Below are 20,542 nucleotides of genomic sequence, written 5' to 3'. Positions count from 1 at the left end.
TGCAAGGGGCCGTCCGACAAACGCGAAGAATGCCGGTCGGAGGGGCGTGCCATGGTTGGAATGAGCGACATCAGCGGCTTGGCGCAGAGCATCCAGACGTCCATCGACGCGGCGATGAAGCGCGTCCAGGAGCAGGCCAAGCAGGCGACCGACGCCAAGCCCAGCGGCAACGTCCAGGAGTACGAACAGACCGTCCGCAAGTCGGCCCTGAACGCCGCGCCCTTCGCCACCAACGTCGGCACGCTGATCAAGGACACCAGCCGCCTCAACGTGCTGAGCACGCTGGCCGCCAACGATCCGGCTGACTTCTACAAATTCAATCTGGCGACGCCCGGCGAGGTCGCCCTCGGCCGCGTCGGCGACACCGGCGTGCGCGTCCAGCTGATGGACAAGCAGGGCAAGATCGTCGCCGACAGCAACAGCGAGGCCGGCTCCACCTACGACGCCTACAAGAAGTTCGAGGCGGGCACCCTGTCGCTCGACCGTGGCGACTACACGCTGCGCGTCTCCCGCGACAAGGGCGTGGCGGCCAAGGAGGAAAAGAACTACGGCCTCCAGCTCCGCATGGGCGACTACAGCAAGGACTACGACACCATCGCCAAGCAGCCGGCCAAGGGCGACAACCCGCTCCAGCAGACGCCGCAGCTTCAGCGTCTGACCTCCCTGCTGACCGGTGACACGACGACCAGCTCCGGGGCGCTGGGCATCCTCACCGGGGGAAGCAGCGGCTACAGCGGGCGCGGGTCCCTGCTGAACGGGCTTTTCTGAGGCGCGGCGGAGCGGCGGCGGCTACACTGCCGGTCCGCCGCTGCCGGAGACCACGCCGCCATGACCCCTGAAGAGCTGTTCCGCGCCCTCGCCGACTACGTCGCGGAGCATCAGGGAAAGGCCGGCCAGCAGGATTTCTTCCGCGCGATCCACCGGCAGGCCCTGAAGGGGATGGGTCTGCTCAACGACGCCGACATCCAGACCTCGGGCGAGGCCGGAGTCCTCCGCTACATCCAGGGCGAACTGAACCGGCGCGGCGTCGTCGATGCCGAAGCCGTGATCTTCGACGTCGGCGCCAACGTCGGTGTCTACACGGCGGCGGCGCTCGACCGCTTTCCCGCCGCAACCGTCTGGTCCTTCGAGCCGTCGCCGACGGCGTTCCGCGCGCTGCAGGAGACGGCCGCGCGCTACCCCGGCCGTTGCCGCCCCGTCAACCTCGGCCTGTCCGACCGGACGGGCTCGGCCACCCTGCACGGCGACCGGCCCGGTTCGACCCTGGCGTCCCTCCACGACCGCGCGATCCGGGAATTTCAGGAGGGTGAAAGCGGCGAGACCGTTCGTCTGGCGACTCTGGACGGGTTCTGCGCGGAGACCGGCATCGACCGCGTCCATTTCCTCAAGATCGACGTGGAGGGCCACGAGATCGCTGTTCTGGACGGGGCGCGCGGCCTGTTGGGCCGGCGCGCCATCGACTTCATCCAGTTCGAGTTCGGCGGTTGCAACCTCGATTCCCGGACCTTCCTGCGCGATTTCTGGAGTCGGCTGGACGGCTTCGCCGTTTGCAAGATCGTCAAGGATGGGCTGTACCGGCTGTCCGGCTATTCGGAGTTCGACGAAATCTTCGCGTACCAGAACTTCCTCGCCATCCGTCAGTAGGGCGCAGGGCCGTCAGGCAAGGCGCAGCGACGCGGCGCCGAGCACGATGACCACTCCGGAGGCCAGCCGCACCGGGCCGATCCGCTCCCTAAGGACCAGGGCGGCCAGCGCCATCGCGAACAGGATCGAGGTTTCGCGCAGCGCCGCCACCACGGCGATCGGCGCCAGGGTCATCGCCCAGAGCGCGAGCCCGTAGGAGGCGATGCTGGCCGCCCCGCCGGCCAGCGCGACCATCCAGCGCCGGCGGGCGTGGCTCAGGAACCCCCGGGCGTCGCGCAGCAGAGCCCCGCCCACCATGGGCACGCTCAACAGCAGGAATCCCCACAGCGTGTAGCCGGCCGCCGAACCGGACAGCCGCACGCCGATGCCGTCCACCAGCGTGTAGGCGGCGATCACCAGGGCGTTGGCCAGCGCGCAGGCGGTGCCCCGCCACGATCCCGACGGACCCGAGCGCCGCCCCAGCAGGGTCAGCCCGAGGATGCCGCCGCAAACCAGCACCGTCCCCGCCCAGGCGACGGCGGACAGGCCCTCGCCCAGCAGCACGCCGCTGCACAGCGCCACGAGCAGCGGCGGCGTGCCGCGCATCAAGGGATAGGCGTGGCTCATCGCCCCCTCGCGATAGGCGGCGGCGAGCAGCCGGAAATAGGCGACGTGCAGCACCGCCGTCACGCCGAGGTAGGGCGCGCTGGCGAGCGACGGCGCCGGAACGACGGGAAGCATCAGCAGGGCGATGAAGGCGGACCCGGCGACCACCAGGACCGCGTCGGACGCGCTGCCGCCGCCGGCCTTCAGCGCGGTGTTCCAGCCGGCATGGAGGAGGGCGCCGGCCAGGACGGCGAGAAGGGCTTCGGTGGGCAAGAGGGGGGCCGTAATAGGGAGAGGAGACGATGCGGGCGGAGGGGCGGCCTGCGGCCCGCCGGACGGCAGGATACACGCACAGGTTCGGTGTCGGACAGTCCAATTGCCTGCCGTCCTTCTTTGCGCTAAGCGTTCGCCATGTCGACCGATAGCCTTCCGACCGAAAACCTTCTGCCCCGGAACCATCCGTCCGCCGCGGCGTCCGACCCGGCCGCGGTCCGCCGCGCCACCGCCATCGGCGGTCTGGCCATCCTGATGTGGTCCACGCTGGCGCTGCTGACGGCGCTGTCGGGGACCATTCCGCCGTTCCAGCTCGTGGCGATGTCCTTCGGCGTCGCCTTCATCGTCGGGACGGTGGCGGGGGCCGCGCGGGGCAAGGACGTGATCGGCGTGCTGCGCCAGCCCTGGCGGGTCTGGTTGCTCGGCGTCGCCGGGCTGTTCGGCTACCATTTCTTCTATTTCCTGGCCTTCCGCCTCGCTCCCGGTGCGGCGGTCGAGGTCAATCTGCTGAACTATCTCTGGCCGCTGCTGATCGTCCTGTTCTCCGCCCTGCTGCCGGGGGAGCGGCTGAAGCGCGGCCATGTGCTGGGCGCGCTGTGCGGGCTGGCCGGGACGGTGCTGATCGTGACCGGCGGCGCGCGCGGCCTGTCGCTCGACGCCGGGGACACGCCGGGCTATCTGTCGGCGATGGCGGCGGCGGTGCTCTGGGCGTCCTATTCGGTGCTGTCGCGCCGCTTCGGCGACGTCCCGACCGAGGCGGTCGGCGGCTTCTGCCTCGCCACGGCGGTGCTGGCCGGGCTGTCGCACCTGCTGTTCGAAACCACCGTGGCGCCGTCCGGCGGCGAGTGGCTGGCGGTGCTCGCCATGGGGATCGGGCCGGTCGGCGCGGCCTTCTTCGTGTGGGACCACGGGGTGAAGCGCGGCGACATCCGGGCGCTGGGCGTGCTGTCCTACGCCACCCCGCTGACCTCCACGCTGCTGCTGATCCTGTTCGGGCAGGCGGCGGGGGGCTGGACCGTCTGGGCGGCCTGCGCGCTGATCATGGGCGGCGCCGTGCTGGCCAGCCGCGACGTTCTGCGCGGCGACCGGTAGGGTGTCTCCGGCCGGACGGTGACAGCGAATTCATAGGCTTTTCATGCGGCGCGGTGCTATTCGGCAGGGACGGTTCCCTCCTTGCCGGACCAGCCCGCCATGCCGACCGAGGCCATGCCGAAACGCGCCGCCGCGCTGTCCCGCTTCCTGCGGGACGTCTGGACCCTGACCCGTCCCTATTGGTCGTCGGAGGAACGCTGGGCGGCGCGGGGGCTGCTGGCCGCCATCGTCGCGCTGAATCTGGGTGTGGTCTTCATCACGGTCGAGCTGACCGAGGTCAACGGCGCCATCTTCAACGCGCTTCAGGAAAAGGATCAGGGCGCCTTCGTCGATCAGCTCCTCCTGTTCGGCGGGTTGGCGCTGGTCTACATCGCGGTCGCCGTGTACCGGCTTTACCTGAACCAGATGCTGCAGATCCGCTGGCGGCGCTGGCTGACCGACCGCTGCTTGGGCGACTGGATGGAGGGGCAGACCTATTACCGGCTCCAGCTCGCCGGCACCCCGGCCGACAACCCGGACCAGCGCATCGCCGAGGATCTGCGTGGCTTCGTCCAGCTGACGCTGAGCCTGTCGCTGGGCCTCCTGACGAACCTCGTCACGCTGGTGTCCTTCCTGGCGATGCTGTGGAGCCTGTCCGGGACGTTGAGCGTCGCCCTGTTCGGCGTGGAGCTGGCGATCCCCGGCTACATGGTGTGGGTGGCGCTGGCCTATGCGGTGGTGGGGACGTGGCTGACCCACCGGATCGGGCGCCCGCTCGCCCGGCTGAGCTTCGACCAGCAGAAATACGAGGCCGACTTCCGCTTCGCGCTCGTCCGCCTGCGCGAGAACGCGGAGAGCGTCGCCCTGCAGGGCGGCGAGGCGCAGGAGCGGCGCGGCTTCGCCAGCCGCTTCGCCCGCGTGGTGGACAACTGGTGGGCGATCATGCGCACGCAGAAGCGGCTGGTGTGGTTCACCTCCGCCTATGAGCAGGTGGCGATCATCTTCCCGCTGCTGGTCGCCGCGCCGCGCTATTTCTCCGGGGCGGTGCCGCTGGGCGCGCTGATGCAGACCGCGCAGGCCTTCGGGCAGGTGCAGGGCGCCCTGTCCTGGTTCATCGACGCTTATGTGAGCCTGACCGACTGGCACGCCACGACCAGCCGCCTCGTCGGTTTCCGGCAGGCGGTGGGGGAGGTCCGACAGGCGGCGCGGACCTCCCCACAGATCGGCCGCGCTGCCGGGCCGGACGGCGCCTTGCGGGTGGAGGGCGTGGAACTGTCCCTGCCGAAGGGCGGGGCGCCGCTGCTGCGTGTCGACCTGAGGGTTCAGCCGGGGGAGCGCGTGCTGGTCACCGGCCCGTCCGGCTCAGGCAAGAGCACGCTGTTCCGCGCGCTGGCCGGCATCTGGCCGTTCGGGCGCGGGCGCATCGGCTTGCCTGTCGGGGCGGACGCCATGCATCTGCCGCAGAAGCCCTACATGCCCATCGGCAGCCTGCGCGCCGCCGTCACCTATCCCGCGGCGCCGGAGGCGTTCGAGGGCGAAGCGGTGCGCGCCGCCCTGGACGCCGTGGGGATGAGCGCCTTCGCCGAGCGTCTGGACGAGGAGGACCACTGGGCGCAGCGCCTGTCCGGCGGCGAGCAGCAGCGCGTCGCCTTTGCCCGCGCTCTGCTGCACCGGCCCGGCTGGCTGTTCCTGGACGAGGCGACGTCCGCCTGCGATCCGGCGACGGAGGCGCGGCTGTATGGCTTGCTGGCCGAACGCCTGCCCGGCACGACGGTGGTCAGCATCGGGCACCGCGCGAGCTTGTCGGCGCATCACGACCGGACCGTCACGGTGGGGGTGGATGGGGATGGGGTGGGGCAATTGGTCGGGTGCTGAGGCCCGCGCCCCAAGGTGGGCTTGGACTTCCACCGGCGTGATCAATATCGGTGTCGTCCCATCACCAACCGCCGTGGTCCGATGCCGAAGCTTGTCCGCCGCAGGTCTCTGGCTGTCGCAATCGCTGCCATCCTGATCGTTTTCTCCGTCTCGGCAAGGCGGGCGGCGCCCTCGGTTGCGGTTGATCCGAAAGGATTGATCGTCCTCATGAGGCACGCCGAAGCGCCCGGAGTCGGCGACCCGCCAAACTTCCGGCTCCGCGATTGCGCGACCCAGCGCAATCTGGACGCAAACGGTCGGGAACAGGCGCAGCGGGCAGGTGATCTGTTGCGGACAATGAACAGTCCGCCGGCCGCCGTCTATTCGAGCCAGTGGTGCCGCTGCCTGGAGACCGCCCGGCTTTTGGAGGTCGGGCCGGTGCAGGAGCTTCCGGTGCTCAATTCCTTCTTCGACCGGCGGGAGGAGCAGGAGACTCAGATCGTGTCGCTGCGCCGGTTTCTGGCCGGGTTGCCGGCCGATGGCGCGCCGGTCGTCCTGGTCACCCACCAAGTGGTCGTGACCGCTTTGACCGGCGTCTTTCCGGCGTCCGGCGAGGCGGTGCTCCTCCGCGCCAACGGAACGGGCAATCCGGTCATCGAGGGACGCATCACGGTTGAGGACCCCAAGTAGGGCACGGGGCCGTCCATGCGGCGGAAGCCTTCGGCAACGGCGAGGCCGCGGCCAGGATCCACCCCACCCAGGGGAGGATACAACCTGAGCGTCTGCGCCGCCGGCTCCGTCACTCGGCCGCTATGGCCAGCCCGTAGCGAGCCTCTTCCTGCTTTGGCGTGGCCGCCATGAAGTATTCCAGCACGTAGATCCGTACGGCGCTGGACAGGTTGCTGGCGTCCACGGCCTCCACCCGCTCGGCGAGGCGGTTGCACAGCTCACCCAATGTGACGCTTTCCCTCTGCGCGATCTCTTCCAGCCCTTCCCAGAAAGCGGCCTCCAGCCGCAGGCTGGTGCGCTTTCCGGCGACATAGACGTTCCTGAGCTTCTTTGATGACATGGCTGCCCGCCGCGCGACACGTTGCACTCTTATGTGTGAAGCGTCGCGGAATTCGAGCCGAAAAACATGTGATGAACTTCACATGAAATGCAGGGTATCAGGCCCCAGGCGCACAAAGTCACAGTGGAGCTGCCGCCAACCTTCTTTCGCCCTGGCCGATTTGGCGGGTGGCCACCATTTCTTTTCCCGAATAAGTTGCGTCTGGTATGATCGGCCAGTGCCGGCAGACGCATTGAGGCTCCGCGAAGACGCAGACCGGATCGCGCCGATTTCCAGGACCGCCGTTGCTTGGGATCTGGACTTATAACCAATAGGCCACGGTTGCCACGATGTGGATTGCCGCCATGAAGTTGGCGGCGGAACAGCAGTAGCGTGTGGCAGTGCGCCGAAAGTCTTTGAGGCGTTGTTTGTGAGACACAGCCGGCCATCGCCGAGGAAGCGGGAGTATCCGGTTCCGTTGGCCCTTCACACCCATCTCGCCGCCCGCCAAGGCCCGCTGTTTCCCACGGTCTTCGACATCTCCATGGGCTTTCGCCCGGCAAGGCTGCGCACCCCAACGCTCCGGCGTCCTCACGCTGACCAAAGGCCATGGTGAAAGCCGCGGCGATTGACTGTTAAAGCCAGGAACCATGCGGGACAGCAACGTACCGACGCATCGGCCTGCCTTTGGACCCGCCATCCTTGGGGCACCATCGGCCAGAGGGCAGCCTGAGCGTTCGGATCGGGAGCCAGGAAACATGAGTCGAGATCCGCAAGCCGGGGGAAGCGCACAGGGGAACATACGGCCGTCCATTCGGCCATCCACCCGGTATGACGATGAACTGGAACAGGCGCTCACCACGGCCGAGGATGCCCGCGAGGAGGCCATGCGCTGGGCCCAGGAGAGCGACCGCCTCCAGGCGCTTCTGATCGACCGCGACCGTGAGGTGGCCCGTTTGCGGGCGGAGGCCGAGCAACGCGAGGCGATCTCCCGGACGCTGTTGAGTGAGTTCGAGACGACGGTGCGCGACCGGCACTTCCGGGACGCCAGCACGGCCGAAGAGTTGCAGGTCGCCTTGGAGGAGTTGGAGGTCACCAACGCCGCCCTTGCCCATGCCAACGAAGAGCTTGAGAAGAAGATCGTCGAGAGGACCGCGGCCATCCGCGCGAGCGAAACCAAGTACCGCTTGCTGTTCGAGGCGATGGACGAGGGGTTTCTGCTCGGCGATGTCCTCTTTGACGAAGCCGGCCGGCCGGTCGACATCCGGTTCCTGGAGGCGAATCCCTCCGCGGCCCGCTTGATGAGGTAGGATGTCGTCGGGCGGCGGCTACAGGAGATCGATCCGTCCTTCGAGCCCCACTGGTACGCGGTCTTCGGCCGCGCCGCGCGCGCCGGCAAGGCCACCCGTGCGGAGTTGTACGCGAAGCCGTTGCGCGCCTGGTTCGACTTTTACGTCTTCAAGGTGGGCGGTGACGACGACCGGCGTGTCGCCATCGTGTTCAAGGACGTCACCGAGCGCAAGCGGATCGAAGACGCGCTGAAGCGGTTCAACGCCACCCTGGAAGAGCGGATCGCCGAGCGCACCCGCGAGCGTGACCACTTGTGGGAACTCAGCGAGGACCTTCTCGTCTATGCCGATTACGACGGCCGCTTGCTGCGGATCAGCCCGTCCTGGTCGCGCCTGCTGGGTCATGAGCATGCGGCCCTGCTCGCTCGGCCCTACAGCGAGATCGTTCACCCGGACGATGCCGGGCTGGTGCGGGCGGCGTTGGACGAACTTCGCGACCGCCGCCGTCCCATGCGGATCAAGTGCCGGATTCTTGCGGCGGACGGCTCGTGGCGCTGGATCTCCTGGGTGCTCTCGCCCGATCCGGACGGCTGCCACCTGCACGGCGTCGGCCGTGACATCACGGCCGAGGAAGCGGCCACGGCGGCGCTCCACACCGCCGAGGAACAGCTCCATCAGGCGCAGAAGATGGAGGCCGTGGGCCAGTTGACCGGCGGTGTCGCCCATGACTTCAACAACCTGCTGATGGCGGTGCTCGGGAACCTCGATCTGCTGCGCAAGCATTTGGCCACCGACCCCAAGGCCAAACGGCTGATCAGCGGCGCCATGCAGGGGGCACAGCGCGGGGCGACGCTGACCCAGCGGCTTCTCGCCTTCGCCCGACGGCAGGATCTGCAGACGCAGCCGGTTGCCTTGAGCGCTCTTCTGGACGACATGAGGAATTTGCTGGAACGCTCGGTAGGCCCGCGCATCGTGGTTCGCCTGAAGGTGCCCGCCGCACTGCCGCCGGCCCTGGTCGATCCCAACCAACTCGAACTGGCGATCCTAAACCTGGCGGTCAACGCCCGCGACGCCATGCCGGACGGCGGCACGATTACCTTCGACGTCACCGAAACAGCCGGAACCGCAGCGGGCGAGCGCGCATCCGGGCCCTTTCTGCGCCTGAGCGTTCAGGACACCGGCGCGGGCATGGATGCGGACACGCTCGCGCGGGCCGTCGAGCCGTTCTTCTCGACCAAGGGCGTGGGCAAGGGGACGGGGCTCGGGCTTTCGATGGTGCATGGGTTGGCGGTGCAGTCCGGCGGGGCGTTTCGGCTGTCCAGCGCGCCCGGTCGAGGAACCCTCGCGGAGCTGTGGCTGCCGGTGGCCGCCACGCCGGCCGAAGCCGCGGAGCCGACCACGGAACCTGCTGTGGAGGCGGCCGTGGAAGCGGCCTCGGCCACGATCCTCGTTGTCGATGACGACGCGTTGATCGCCATGAGCACCGTCGACATGCTCACCGATCTCGGCCACACCGTTCTCGAGGCGAACGCCGGTCCGCTGGCGCTCGATGTGCTGAGAGAGAACCAGGACATCGACTTGCTCGTCACCGACTACGCGATGCCCGGCATGACGGGGGCTGAACTCGCGTGCGAGGCGCGCAGGATCCGCCCCGACCTGCCGGTGCTGCTGGTGACCGGCTACGCGGATCTCCCCGACGGCACCGTGATCGACGTGCCGCGGCTCGCCAAGCCGTACACGCAACAGCAGCTCGCCATGGCCGTGGCCAAGCTGCTGGTGGGGTAGGGGGGCCGCTCGAACGTGAAGCAAGCGGGCGGGGGAGGCGCGAACGGGATGCCTTCCCGGACGCGATATGCCTTTTTCGCAACGTGAGCTTTCCTCGGAACGATGGAGGAGGCTCAGATCCCAGTCATGGCATTCTATGCTCCGGAGCGCCTGACTCGTTCATAAGAAATATCGTTGCAGCGACCGATGATCGAACCCTGGCCGGGGCGACCCATCGCCGTCGGACGTCGTGGGGGTCGTCGTGGGTTTTGCCGGTTGCCGCCACCGCCGTCTTGCGTTAGAAAAAGGTCTGGTCGGCAGTTCACCAAGGCGTCGCCGCCCCGTTCAGGGGAGCTAAACCTGCCACGACACCCTCTCGACCGACACCTCATCGCGTGCCGCGTCGGAAGTCGGCGACCACCGGCATCCCTTCGCGGATTGGCGCGTCGTGAGGATGACTCCATGTCCAGAACACCGCTGCCCTACAGCGCGGACGATATTTCCGCGCTTGCGCGCTCGTTGCGCGCGCAACTCGCCGGCCGGGCCGAGCCGCCCGGCCATGTCGAATGGCTCAACATGCTGGCCAAGGCGGTCGGATGCCGAAACTTCCAGCATTTCCGGGCGCAGACGGCGGAACAGGCGATGGCGCAGACGATGGTTCAGACCGCGGCGCAGGATCATCCTGACGCAACGGTCGAGGCACTGTCGTCGGCCGATCCGGTCAAGGTCCTGAAGGTGGCCCGCTGCTTCGACGCCGCCGGCGCGCTGTTGCGCTGGCCGCCGAAGCGGAGCGAGCGGGACCTGTGCCTGTGGGTCCTGTGGTCGCGGATTTTCGCCGGCCGGGCGATGAGCGAGGGCGAGGTGAACGACGTCCTGCGCGCCGCCCACCGGTTCGGCGACCATGTCCTGCTGCGCCGGGAGCTGTGCGACTTCGGTCTGCTCGACCGGACGCGCGACGGGAGTGTCTACCAGCGCGTCGAGCGCCGGCCGCCGCCGGAGGCGCTCGCCATGATCCGCCGCCTGAAGGCGACGCCCGCCGCCGGACGGGCGCCGTCCTGAGGCGCCGCGTCCCTGGCGGGGCGGAGGTGGCCTATTCGCCCAGCGCGAAGGCCACCGCGGCGTCGGTGTGGAGCGCCGTCGTGTTGAACATCGGGACATCCGGCCGGTCGGCCTGATCGACCAGCAGGAAGATCTCGGTGCAGCCGAGGATCACCCCCTGAGCCCCGTCGGCGGCCATCCGGTCGATGATCTCCAGGTATTGGGCCTTGGACTCCGGGCGCAGGTCGCGCCGCACCAGCTCGTCGAAGATGATGCGGTCGACCGTCGCCTTGTCGGCGTCGGACGGCACCATGATCTCGACCCCGAAGCGCTCCTCGTAGCGGCGGCGCAGATCCTCGGAGAGCATCGTCGCCATCGTGCCGAGCAGCGCGACCCGCGACAGGCCGGCGGCCCGCATCGCCGCACCGGTCGGGTCGGCGATGTGGATGAAGGGGGTGGTGCGCTCCGCCATGATCGGCTCGACCACGCGGTGCATGGTGTTCGACACGCACAGGATCACGTCGGCCCCGGCGCGCTCCAGCGCGTCGACCTTGCCGGACAGATAGCGCTGCGCGGCGTCCCATTCGTTCTGGCGCACGAAATGCTCGATGTTGCCGAAGTTCACGCTGACGATGACGATCTCGCCGTTGTCCCAGCCGCCGAAGCGGGCGTTCAGCCCCTCGTTCAGCAGGCGGTAATATTCGGCGGTGGCCTGGTTGCTCATGCCGCCGAGGACGCCGATGGTCTTCTGGGGCAGGGGCCGGGCGGTGGGCGTCGTCATGTCGTGATCCTATCGGTTGGGCCGCGGATGATAGAGCGGCCGTAGCGGAATCGCCAACCGTTCAGGCCTTTTCCACGGTCCGCCCCTCCTGGGTGAACAGGTAGGGGACGAAGCTGCGGTGGTGCTCGTCCACCGACAGTTGGCTGCCGATGGGCGGGAAGGCGCGCTGCTGGCAGTCGGTGCGCTCGCAGATGCGGCAGTTCACGCCGATGGGCACGGCGGCGGCCTCGTTGGAGGTGTCGATGCCGGCGGCGTAGACGATCTCGTTGGCGTGGGTCGCCTCGCAGCCCAGCCCGACGGCGAACTGGCGCGACGGCTTCAGATAGGCGCCGCCGCGCTTGGTCACCGTGCGGGCGATGCCGATGTAGGTGGTGCGGTCGGGCATGGTGGCGAACTGCACCAGGATCTTGCCGGGCTGGGCGAAGGCCTCGTGCACGTTCCACAGCGGGCAGGCGCCGCCGAAGCGCGCGAAGTGGAAGCGCGTGGCCGAATGGCGTTTGGTGATGTTGCCGGCCATGTCCACCCGCACGAAGTAGAAGGGCAACCCCCGCGCCCCCGGCCGCTGGAGGGTGGACAGCCGGTGGCAGACCTGCTCGAAGCTGGCGCCGAAGCGGCTCTGCAACTGCTCGACGTCGTGGCGCAGCGCGCGGGCCTGGGCGGCGAAGGCGCGGTAGGGCAGGACGAGAGCCCCCGCGAAATAGTTGGCGAGCCCGACCCGGCAGATCGACCGCGCGTCCTCGCTGGAGAATTTCGCCTGGGCGACCCGTTCCTCGATCACGTCGCCGAAGCCGAGCAGGGCGATCTGGTGCGCCATGTGGAAGGCACGACTGGGGCCGTTCAGCAGGGCGGACAGGCGCAGCGTGCCGGTGCTGCCGTCGTAGCTGCGCATGGCCGTCTCGCCGTCGTCGGCGACGATCTTGACCCGCACGTCGTGCCGCCGCTTCAGGTAGGCGGCCAGCTCGTTCAGCAGGGCGCCGGAGTGGATCTTCTCGGTGTCCCACAGCGTTTCCGCCGCCTCGTCCAGCGGACCGATGTAGTTGTTGCAGTAGTGGAAATAGTCGCGGACCTCCTCATAGGGGAATTGCGGTCCGGCGAAGGCGTCGCTCGGTTCCTGGTTGGACAGGCTGTCGGCCAGCGACTGCACCCGCTCGTGCAGTTTCTGGTAGGCTTGGTGCAGGCTCAGCACGCGGCGGGCCAGCTCCGGGCTGGAGCCGACGGCGCTGCGCAACTCCGCGTTGGTCAGCGGTGCCCCGGCGAACAGAGGGTCGGCCAGGGCCTCGCGCAGGTCGGCGACGAGACGGCTGTCCTCGTCCTCGACGAAGTTGGACAGGTCCACCTCGAAGACGGCCGAAATCTTCAGCAGCACCGGCAGGGTCAGCGGGCGCTGGTTGTTCTCGATCTGGTTCAGGTAGCTCGGCGACAGGTCCAGCGTCTTGGCCAGCGCCGCCTGGGTCAGTCCGCGCTGCTCGCGCAGGCGGCGGAGCTTGTAGCCGAGGAAGAGCTTCTGCATGGACCCGCCTATCACCCAAAGATTATGTCGAAGTGCATATTTGCAATCTTGGCAAACCGCGCGCTGCGTTTGCAAAGATGTTCGCAACTTCGCACATTTTTCCCGCCCGGCCAATTGCCCTGTTGCAAATCTTGTGAATAATCCAGGCGTTCCGGTGAGGGGACCGCTGCCACAAGGTTCGCAAGGTCCTCCGCCGCTCGCCAAAGTGGGAAACGCCTGATGCAAGAAATTCTGGCCAAGTTGGACGCCATGCGCTCCGGTGCGCGGCTGGGCGGCGGCGAAAAGCGCGTCGCCGGGCAGCACGCCAAGGGCAAGCTGACCGCGCGGGAGCGCATCGAACTCTTCCTCGACGAAGGCTCGTTCGAGGAGTTCGACATGTTCGTGCAGCACCGCTGCAACGACTTCGGCATGGAAGGCCAGAAGGTACCCGGCGACGGCGTGGTCACCGGTCACGGCACGGTGAACGGGCGCCTCGTCTTCGTCTTCAGCCAGGACTTCACCGTCTTCGGCGGCTCGCTGTCGGAAGCCCACGCCGAGAAGATCTGCAAGATCATGGATCAGGCGATGAAGGTCGGCGCGCCGGTCATCGGCCTGAATGATTCGGGCGGCGCCCGCATCCAGGAGGGCGTGGCCTCGCTCGGCGGCTACGCCGAGGTGTTCCAGCGCAACGTCAACGCCTCGGGCGTCATCCCGCAGATCTCCCTCATCATGGGGCCGTGCGCCGGCGGCGCGGTGTATTCGCCGGCCATGACCGACTTCATCTTCATGGTGAAGGACAGCTCCTACATGTTCGTGACCGGCCCGGACGTGGTGAAGACGGTCACCCACGAGGTGGTGACGGCGGAGGAGCTGGGCGGGGCGATCACCCATTCCAGCAAGTCCGGCGTCGCCGACATGGCCTTCGAGAACGACGTGGAGGCGCTGCTCCAGCTCCGCCGCTTCATCGACTTCCTGCCGGCCTCCAACCGAGAGCGGGCGCCGGAGCGTCCCTGCACCGACCCGATCGACCGCGACGACCTGTCGCTCGACACGCTGGTGCCGGAGAACCCGAACAAGCCCTACGACATGAAGGAGCTGATCCTCAAGACGGTCGACGAGGGCGACTTCTTCGAGCTTCAGCCCGATTACGCCAAGAACATCATCATCGGCTTCGGCCGCATGAACGGCAGCACGGTCGGCATCGTCGCCAACCAGCCGATGGTTCTGGCCGGCTGCCTGGACATCGACAGCTCCAAGAAGGCCGCGCGCTTCGTGCGCTTCTGCGACGCCTTCGAGATTCCGATCCTGACCCTGGTGGACGTCCCCGGCTTCATGCCCGGCACCTCGCAGGAATACGGCGGCATCATCAAGCACGGCGCCAAGCTGCTGTTCGCCTACGCCGAGGCCACCGTGCCGAAGATCACCGTCATCACCCGCAAGGCCTACGGCGGCGCCTACGACGTGATGGCGTCCAAGCATCTGCGCGGCGATATCAACTATGCCTGGCCGACGGCGGAGATCGCGGTGATGGGGCCGAAGGGCGCGGTGGAGATCATCTTCCGCGGCGACATCGGCGACACCGCGAAGATCGAGGCGCGCACCGAAGAGTACCGGCAGAAGTTCGCCAACCCGTTCGTCGCGGCGTCGCGCGGCTACATCGACGACGTCATCATGCCGCACGGCACCCGCCGGCGCGTCATCAAGGCGCTGTCCATGCTGAAGAACAAGCAGCTCCAGAACCCCTGGCGCAAGCACGACAACATCCCGCTCTGAAGGCGCGCCGCCCCATGACGACCCTGTTCTCAAAGATCCTGATCGCGAACCGCGGCGAGATCGCCTGCCGCGTCATCCGCACGGCGCGCCGCCTGGGCATCAAGACGGTCGCCGTCTATTCGGACGCCGACAAGAACGCCCTGCACGTCGAGATGGCCGATGAGGCCGTGCACATCGGCGCCGCACCCTCGGCGCAGAGCTACCTGCTGATCGACCGCATCGTCGACGCCTGCAAGAAGACCGGCGCCCAGGCCGTCCATCCCGGCTACGGCTTCCTGTCGGAAAAGCGCGAGTTCCAGGAAGCGCTGGCCGCGGCCGGAATCGCCTTCATCGGCCCGGACGCCCACGCCATCCAGGCCATGGGCGACAAGATCGAGTCCAAGAAGCTGGCCAAGGCCGCGGGCGTCAGCACGGTGCCCGGCTATCTGGGCGTGATCGCCGACGACAGCGAGGCGGTGACCATCGCCCGCGACATCGGCTACCCGGTGATGATCAAGGCGTCGGCCGGCGGCGGCGGCAAGGGCATGCGCGTGGCCTGGAACGACGAGGAGGCCCGCGAAGGCTTCCGCTCGGCCCAGAACGAGGCGCGCTCCTCCTTCGCCGACGACCGCGTCTTCGTCGAGAAGTACATCCAGCAGCCGCGCCACATCGAGATCCAGGTGCTGGCGGACGGGCAGGGCACGGCGCTCTATCTGGGCGAGCGCGAATGCTCGATCCAGCGCCGCCACCAGAAGGTCATCGAGGAGGCGCCGTCGCCCTTCCTCGACGCCGCCACCCGCAAGGCGATGGGCGAGCAGGCCGTGGCCCTGGCCCGCGCCGTGGACTACAAGTCCGCCGGCACGGTCGAGTTCATCGTCGACGCCGAGCGCAACTTCTACTTCCTGGAGATGAACACCCGCCTCCAGGTGGAGCATCCGGTCACCGAGCTGGTCACCGGCCTCGACCTCGTCGAACTGATGATCCGCGTCGCGGCGGGCGAGAAGCTGACGCTTCGCCAGGAAGACATCCACCTGCACGGCTGGGCCATCGAGTCCCGCGTCTACGCCGAAGACCCGTTCCGCAACTTCCTGCCCTCGACCGGCCGGCTGACCCACTACCGTCCGCCGTCGGAGGACCCGCATGTCCGCGTCGACACCGGCGTCTACGAGGGCGGCGAGATCTCCATGTACTACGACCCCATGATCGCCAAGCTGTGCAGCTGGGGGTCGACGCGCGACGCCGCCATCGCCCGCATGCGCGAGGCGCTGGACCAGTATTACATCCGCGGCGTCAGCCACAACATCCCGTTCCTCGCCTCGCTGATGGCCAACCAGCGCTTCGTCGACGGCCGGCTGACCACCAACTTCATCGCCGAGGAATACCCGAGCGGCTTCCATGCCTCCGACCTGCCGCCGGACGATCCGGCGATCCTGATCGCCGTCGCCGCGGTGATCCACCGCTGCCTGAATGACCGCGACATCCAGATCTCCGGCAAGATGCCGGGCAACAAGGTCCGGGTGCGCGACGACTGGGTCGTCGTGATGGACGGCGCGCAGCATCCGGTCCATGTCCACCCGACGGACGGCAGCCCGCAGCGCATCGGCTACACCGTCGATTTCGAGGGCAAGCACCATGTGGTGTGGAGCGACTGGAACCTGGGCGAGCCGCTGTTCCGCGGCACGGTGAACGGCGCCCATGTCTGCGTCCAGGTGGACCGCGTCGGCGTCGGCTACCGCCTGTCCCACTCCGGCAGCCAGGCGCTGGTCAAGGTGCTGACCCCGAACGCGGCGCGGCTCGACGCGCTGATGCCGGTGAAGGCGCCGCCGGACATGTCGAAGTTCCTGCTGTCGCCGATGCCCGGCCTGCTCGTCTCGGTCGCCGTGACCGAGGGGCAGGAGGTCAAGGCCGGCGAGGTGCTGGCCGTGGTCGAGGCGATGAAGATGGAAAACATCCTGCGCGCGGCGCAGGATGGCACGGTGTCCAAGGTGCACGCGACGCCCGGCTCCAGCCTGGCGGTCGATCAGAAGATCCTGGAGTTCGCGTGAGCCAAGCGGGCTCCGACATATAGGGAAAGGTAAGGACGATGGCTTTCGCAAACACGCTTTCGCAGCGTGCCGCTTCGCTTCTCGAGACGGTCGCCCCGCGGGGCGGCCTGCTCACCGCCGCCACGGCGGCGGTTCTGGGCAGCCTGCTCCTGGCCGCCTCGGCCAAGGTCCAGGTCCCGTTCTGGCCGGTGCCGATGACGATGCAGAGCATGGTCGTCATCCTGCTCGGCATGGCCTACGGCAGCCGCCTCGCCACGGCGACGGTCCTGCTGTACCTGCTGGAAGGCCTCGCCGGCCTGCCGGTCTTCGCCGGTCCGGCCGCCGGCCCGGCCTACATGGCCGGCCCGACCGCCGGCTACCTGCTGGGCTTCGTCCTGGCCGCCGGCGTCACCGGCTGGCTGGCCGAGCGCGGCTGGGACCGCAGCCCGCTCAAGGCCGTCGGCGCCCTGGCGATCGGCCACGCCCTGCTGTTCGTTCCGGGCGTGGCCTGGATGGCCGTCCTGTTCGGCGGCGAGAAGGCCGTCGCTCTGGGCCTGACGCCGTTCCTGGCCGCCACGGTCCTGAAGACCGCGCTGGGTGCCGCGATCATGCAGGCCGCCTGGAAGGTCGTCGCCCGCCGGTCGCAGGGCTGAGGGTAAGGGGGGCGTTTGCCCCCACCCTAACCCTCCCCCGCTCTCGCAGGGGAGGGGACTGGTCTCCCTCCCTTGCGAAGCGGGGGAGGGCCGGGGTGGGGGCAAGACCCTCCCATTCATTGATCGTTTCAAATCATTCGAACCAAGAAGCCGTGTCGAGGAGACGTCCCATGAGCGAGTTCCCGAAGAAGACCCAGGCCGACTGGCAGACCCTGGCCACCAAGGACCTGGGCGCCAACGGGACGCTCGAAGATCTCGTCTGGAAGACTCCGGAGGGGCTGGACGTCAAGGCGCTCTACACCGCCGCCGACCTGGAAGGGCTGGAACTGGACAGCCTGCCCGGCTTCCCGCCCTTCACCCGCGGCCCGCGCGCCACGATGTACGCGGTGAAGCCCTGGACCATCCGCCAGTACGCCGGCTTCTCGACCGCCGAGGACTCCAACGCCTTCTACAAGGCGAACCTGAAGGCCGGACAGATGGGCCTGTCGGTCGCCTTCGACCTCGCCACCCACCGCGGCTATGACAGCGACCACCCGCGCGTGGTCGGCGACGTGGGCAAGGCCGGCGTCGCCATCGACAGCGTCGAGGACATGAAGATCCTCTTCGACGGCATCCCGCTCGACAAGATGTCGGTGTCGATGACCATGAACGGCGCGGTGCTGCCGATCCTCGCCGGCTACATCGTCGCGGCGGAGGAGCAGGGGGTCGCCCAAGACAAGCTGAGCGGGACCATCCAGAACGACATCCTCAAGGAGTTCATGGTCCGCAACACCTACATCTACCCGCCCGAACCCTCGATGCGGATCATCGCGGACATCATCGAGTACACGGCGCTGAACATGCCGAAGTTCAACTCGATCTCGATTTCCGGCTACCACATGCAGGAGGCCGGGGCGACGGCCGTGCAGGAGCTGGCCTTCACCATCGCCGACGGCCTCGAATACGTCCGCGCCGCCATGTCCAAGGGGCTGCCGGTCGACAAGTTCGCGCCGCGCCTGTCCTTCTTCTTCTCCATCGGCATGAACTTCTTCATGGAGATCGCCAAGCTGCGCGCCGCGCGCCTGCTGTGGTCGACCCTGATGAAGCAGAAGTTCGACCCGAAGGACGCCCGCTCGCTGGCGCTGCGCACCCACTGCCAGACCTCCGGCGTCAGCCTGACCGAGCAGGACCCCTACAACAACGTCATCCGCACCACCATCGAGGCGATGGCCGCGGTGCTGGGCGGCACCCAGTCGCTGCACACCAACGCCTTCGACGAGGCGCTGGGCCTGCCGACGAAATTCTCCGCCCGCATCGCCCGCAACACCCAGCTCATCATCGCCGAGGAGTCGGGCGTCACCAACGTGGTCGATCCGCTGGGCGGCTCCTACTACATCGAGAACCTGACCCACAGCCTCGCCAACGCCGCGCTCGATCTCATCAACAAGGTCGAGGATCTCGGCGGCATGACCAAGGCGGTGGACAGCGGCATGCCCAAGCTGCTGATCGAGGAGGCCGCCGCCCGCCGTCAGGCCCGCGTCGACCGCGCCGAGGAGGTGATCGTCGGCGTCAACAAGTACCGTCCGGAGAACCCCGAGATGGTCGACGTGCTGGACATCGACAACACGGCGGTCCGCGAGTCCCAGATCGCCCGCCTGAACAGCGTGCGCGCCAATCGCGACGACGCCAAGTGCCGCGCCACCCTGGAGGCGCTGACCAAGGCCGCCACGGAAAAGTCCGGCAACCTGCTGGCTCTGGCCGTCGAGGCCACCCGTGCCCGCGCCACGGTCGGCGAGATTTCCGACGCGCTGGAGAAGGCCTTCACCCGCCATGTCGCGGTCATCCGCTCCGTCTCCGGCGTCTATGGCGCCGCCTACGAGGGCGACGAGGGCTTCAAGAGGATTCAGGAGGAGGTGTCTGCCTTCGCCGCCGAGGAGGGCCGCCGCCCGCGCATCCTCGTCGTGAAGATGGGCCAGGACGGTCACGACCGCGGCGCCAAGGTGATCGCCACCAGCTTCGCCGACATCGGCTTTGACGTGGACATCGGGCCGCTGTTCCAGACCCCGGAGGAGGCCGCCCGTCAGGCGGTGGAGAACGACGTGCACGTCATCGGTGTGTCGTCCCAGGCGGCGGGCCACAAGACGCTGGTCCCGCAGCTGGTCGAGGAACTGCGCCGCCAAGGCGCCGGGGACATCCTGGTTGTCTGCGGCGGCGTGATCCCGCCCCAGGACTACGACTACCTCTACAAGGCGGGCGCCGCCGCCATCTACGGCCCCGGCACCAACATCCCGAAGGCCGCCTCCGACATCCTGGCCATCCTGCGCAAGCAGAAGGCTGTGGCGTGATGATGGGCGAGGGGGTGTCCTTCCCCCGCGCTTCCCAGCCAGGGGCCGATGTGGCCCCTGGAGTCCGTGATTTGATCGATGAGCAGCGGCGCTGGGTGGAGGAAAACCGCCCAGCGCTGAACGCTTATGATGAGTTCGTTGCGAAGCATGGTGTGTTCAGCGAAGGCAAGCGGCTATTCTGAAGGCCCTTACCGTCTTTCTCCATTCTGTGGGGGAAGGGGGTAGAGTGGGGGATCGCAGCGAAAGTTTCTTCCTTTGTCCATCACCGCCGAAACCGACCTTTACGCCCCCGTCAAGGCCTTCCTCGAAGCCCAGGGCTACGATGTGAAGGCCGAGATTCACGGCTGCGACCTCGTTGCGGTGCGCGGGGCCGAGCCGCCGCTGATCGTCGAGCTGAAGAAGCGCTTCACGCTGGACTTGTTGCTTCAAGGGGTCGACCGGCTCGCCCTGACCGACACCGTCTATCTCGCCGTGCCGCAGCCGGGGCGCAAGGCCAGCGGCGCGTCGCCCCACGACAGCGGTGTGCGCAAGCTGTGCCGGCGGCTGGGTGTCGGCTTGCTGATCGTCGACACCGGCCGGGCTGCGGGGCATGAGGTGGAGGTTCTGCTCGACCCCGTTCCCTACAGCCCGCGCAAGGACAAGACGCGCGCCGCCCGCCTGCTGGGAGAGCACGCGCGGCGCAGGGGCGATCCCAACCGCGGCGGCTCCACCCGCGTGCCCATCGTCACCGCCTACCGCCAGGACGCGCTGCGCTGCGCCCGGCTGCTGGCCGCGGGGCCGTTGTCCCTGAAGGCATTGCGCGCCGCCGGGGCGCCGAAGGACGCCGCGGCCATCCTCCAGCGCAACGTCTACGGCTGGTTCGAACGGATCGCCAAGGGCACCTACGGGCTGAGCGCGGCCGGCGTCCAGGGGGTGGAGACTTTCGCCCACGCCCTGGCCGCCGAATGACGGCC

At 68.1% G+C, this 20,542-nt stretch carries 18 protein-coding genes and 1 pseudogene; 14 read left to right on the top strand and 5 right to left on the bottom strand.

Features of this window, described 5'->3' with window-relative positions:
• The first annotated feature begins 51 nt into the window (after nt 1-51).
• Nucleotides 52-768, top strand: a complete 717-nt coding sequence (locus ABAZ39_RS21520) for a hypothetical protein (RefSeq protein ID WP_040134824.1) — start codon at nt 52-54, stop codon at nt 766-768.
• A 60-nt stretch (nt 769-828) separates the two neighbouring features.
• Nucleotides 829-1,644, top strand: coding sequence for an FkbM family methyltransferase (locus ABAZ39_RS33255; RefSeq protein WP_051658333.1), 816 nt, complete (start codon nt 829-831; stop codon nt 1,642-1,644).
• A 12-nt stretch (nt 1,645-1,656) separates the two neighbouring features.
• Here ABAZ39_RS33255 and ABAZ39_RS21510 read toward each other — a convergent pair whose 3' ends face one another.
• A complete protein-coding gene (locus tag ABAZ39_RS21510; RefSeq protein WP_040134822.1) occupies nt 1,657-2,502 on the bottom strand; it encodes an EamA family transporter in 846 nt (281 codons plus the stop codon).
• Between the two features lie 138 nt (nt 2,503-2,640).
• On the opposite strand from ABAZ39_RS21510, the gene yddG reads away from it, so the two are divergent.
• The 3 genes from yddG to ABAZ39_RS21495 all read left to right on the top strand — a co-directional run bounded on the left by yddG (nt 2,641) and on the right by ABAZ39_RS21495 (nt 6,117).
• Complete coding sequence (gene yddG / locus ABAZ39_RS21505) at nt 2,641-3,594, top strand: aromatic amino acid exporter YddG (RefSeq protein ID WP_144243605.1); 954 nt, start codon at nt 2,641-2,643, stop codon at nt 3,592-3,594.
• A gap of 81 nt (nt 3,595-3,675) precedes the next feature.
• Entirely contained in the window at nt 3,676-5,448 is a 1,773-nt protein-coding gene (locus tag ABAZ39_RS21500; protein ID WP_308217010.1) for an ABC transporter ATP-binding protein/permease, read from the top strand.
• An 81-nt stretch (nt 5,449-5,529) separates the two neighbouring features.
• On the top strand, nt 5,530-6,117 hold the full coding sequence (locus tag ABAZ39_RS21495; RefSeq protein ID WP_040134820.1) for a histidine phosphatase family protein: 588 nt from the start codon (nt 5,530-5,532) through the stop codon (nt 6,115-6,117).
• A gap of 109 nt (nt 6,118-6,226) precedes the next feature.
• Here ABAZ39_RS21495 and ABAZ39_RS21490 read toward each other — a convergent pair whose 3' ends face one another.
• Nucleotides 6,227-6,496: a ribbon-helix-helix domain-containing protein gene (locus ABAZ39_RS21490; RefSeq protein WP_051658332.1), complete on the bottom strand. Its 270-nt coding sequence runs from the start codon at nt 6,494-6,496 to the stop codon at nt 6,227-6,229.
• A gap of 301 nt (nt 6,497-6,797) precedes the next feature.
• Nucleotides 6,798-6,899, bottom strand: a pseudogene (locus ABAZ39_RS35765) (IS5/IS1182 family transposase); the annotation flags it as partial.
• Between the two features lie 334 nt (nt 6,900-7,233).
• Here ABAZ39_RS35765 and ABAZ39_RS21485 point away from each other — a divergent pair.
• The 3 genes from ABAZ39_RS21485 (at nt 7,234) to ABAZ39_RS21475 (ending at nt 10,587) form a co-directional block, all read left to right on the top strand.
• Complete coding sequence (locus tag ABAZ39_RS21485) at nt 7,234-7,785, top strand: PAS domain-containing protein (protein ID WP_040134818.1); 552 nt, start codon at nt 7,234-7,236, stop codon at nt 7,783-7,785.
• 120 nt (nt 7,786-7,905) lie between these two features.
• A complete protein-coding gene (locus ABAZ39_RS21480) occupies nt 7,906-9,549 on the top strand; it encodes a hybrid sensor histidine kinase/response regulator (RefSeq protein ID WP_051658331.1) in 1,644 nt (547 codons plus the stop codon).
• A gap of 441 nt (nt 9,550-9,990) precedes the next feature.
• Nucleotides 9,991-10,587 (top strand): DUF2087 domain-containing protein, encoded by a 597-nt coding sequence (locus ABAZ39_RS21475; RefSeq protein WP_040134815.1) that lies wholly within the window; start codon nt 9,991-9,993, stop codon nt 10,585-10,587.
• Between the two features lie 31 nt (nt 10,588-10,618).
• Here the strand turns inward: ABAZ39_RS21475 and ABAZ39_RS21470 are convergent, their stop codons facing one another.
• Both ABAZ39_RS21470 and ABAZ39_RS21465 read right to left on the bottom strand, forming a co-directional pair.
• Nucleotides 10,619-11,347 (bottom strand): aspartate/glutamate racemase family protein, encoded by a 729-nt coding sequence (locus ABAZ39_RS21470; RefSeq protein WP_040134813.1) that lies wholly within the window; start codon nt 11,345-11,347, stop codon nt 10,619-10,621.
• 61 nt (nt 11,348-11,408) lie between these two features.
• Nucleotides 11,409-12,857, bottom strand: a complete 1,449-nt coding sequence (locus ABAZ39_RS21465; protein WP_040134811.1) for a helix-turn-helix domain-containing protein — start codon at nt 12,855-12,857, stop codon at nt 11,409-11,411.
• Between the two features lie 219 nt (nt 12,858-13,076).
• Between ABAZ39_RS21465 and ABAZ39_RS21460 the strand changes: the two genes are divergently transcribed.
• The 6 genes from ABAZ39_RS21460 to ABAZ39_RS21435 all read left to right on the top strand — a co-directional run bounded on the left by ABAZ39_RS21460 (nt 13,077) and on the right by ABAZ39_RS21435 (nt 20,537).
• The gene (locus ABAZ39_RS21460) at nt 13,077-14,609 is read left to right on the top strand and encodes an acyl-CoA carboxylase subunit beta (protein ID WP_040134808.1); all 1,533 of its coding nucleotides are present in this window, start codon (nt 13,077-13,079) and stop codon (nt 14,607-14,609) included.
• Nucleotides 14,610-14,632: 23 nt separating this feature from the next.
• Nucleotides 14,633-16,633 (top strand): acetyl-CoA carboxylase biotin carboxylase subunit, encoded by a 2,001-nt coding sequence (locus ABAZ39_RS21455; RefSeq protein ID WP_040135793.1) that lies wholly within the window; start codon nt 14,633-14,635, stop codon nt 16,631-16,633.
• Nucleotides 16,634-16,671: 38 nt separating this feature from the next.
• On the top strand, nt 16,672-17,265 hold the full coding sequence (locus tag ABAZ39_RS21450; protein ID WP_081863196.1) for a biotin transporter BioY: 594 nt from the start codon (nt 16,672-16,674) through the stop codon (nt 17,263-17,265).
• A 170-nt stretch (nt 17,266-17,435) separates the two neighbouring features.
• Nucleotides 17,436-19,589, top strand: a complete 2,154-nt coding sequence (gene scpA, locus ABAZ39_RS21445; protein ID WP_040134806.1) for a methylmalonyl-CoA mutase — start codon at nt 17,436-17,438, stop codon at nt 19,587-19,589.
• 71 nt (nt 19,590-19,660) lie between these two features.
• Nucleotides 19,661-19,771 carry a type II toxin-antitoxin system CcdA family antitoxin gene (locus ABAZ39_RS36245; RefSeq protein WP_160174847.1) on the top strand — a complete coding sequence of 37 codons (111 nt, stop codon included), beginning with the start codon at nt 19,661-19,663 and terminating at the stop codon, nt 19,769-19,771.
• A gap of 73 nt (nt 19,772-19,844) precedes the next feature.
• A complete protein-coding gene (locus ABAZ39_RS21435) occupies nt 19,845-20,537 on the top strand; it encodes a DUF2161 domain-containing phosphodiesterase (RefSeq protein ID WP_040134801.1) in 693 nt (230 codons plus the stop codon).
• Nucleotides 20,538-20,542: the final 5 nt, after the last annotated feature.

Origin of the sequence: Azospirillum argentinense (assembly GCF_000632475.1) — a bacterium.
Classification (GTDB): domain Bacteria; phylum Pseudomonadota; class Alphaproteobacteria; order Azospirillales; family Azospirillaceae; genus Azospirillum; species Azospirillum baldaniorum.
Note: the sequence above shows the minus strand (reverse complement) of the source record. Positions and strands in the feature narration are given on the sequence as shown.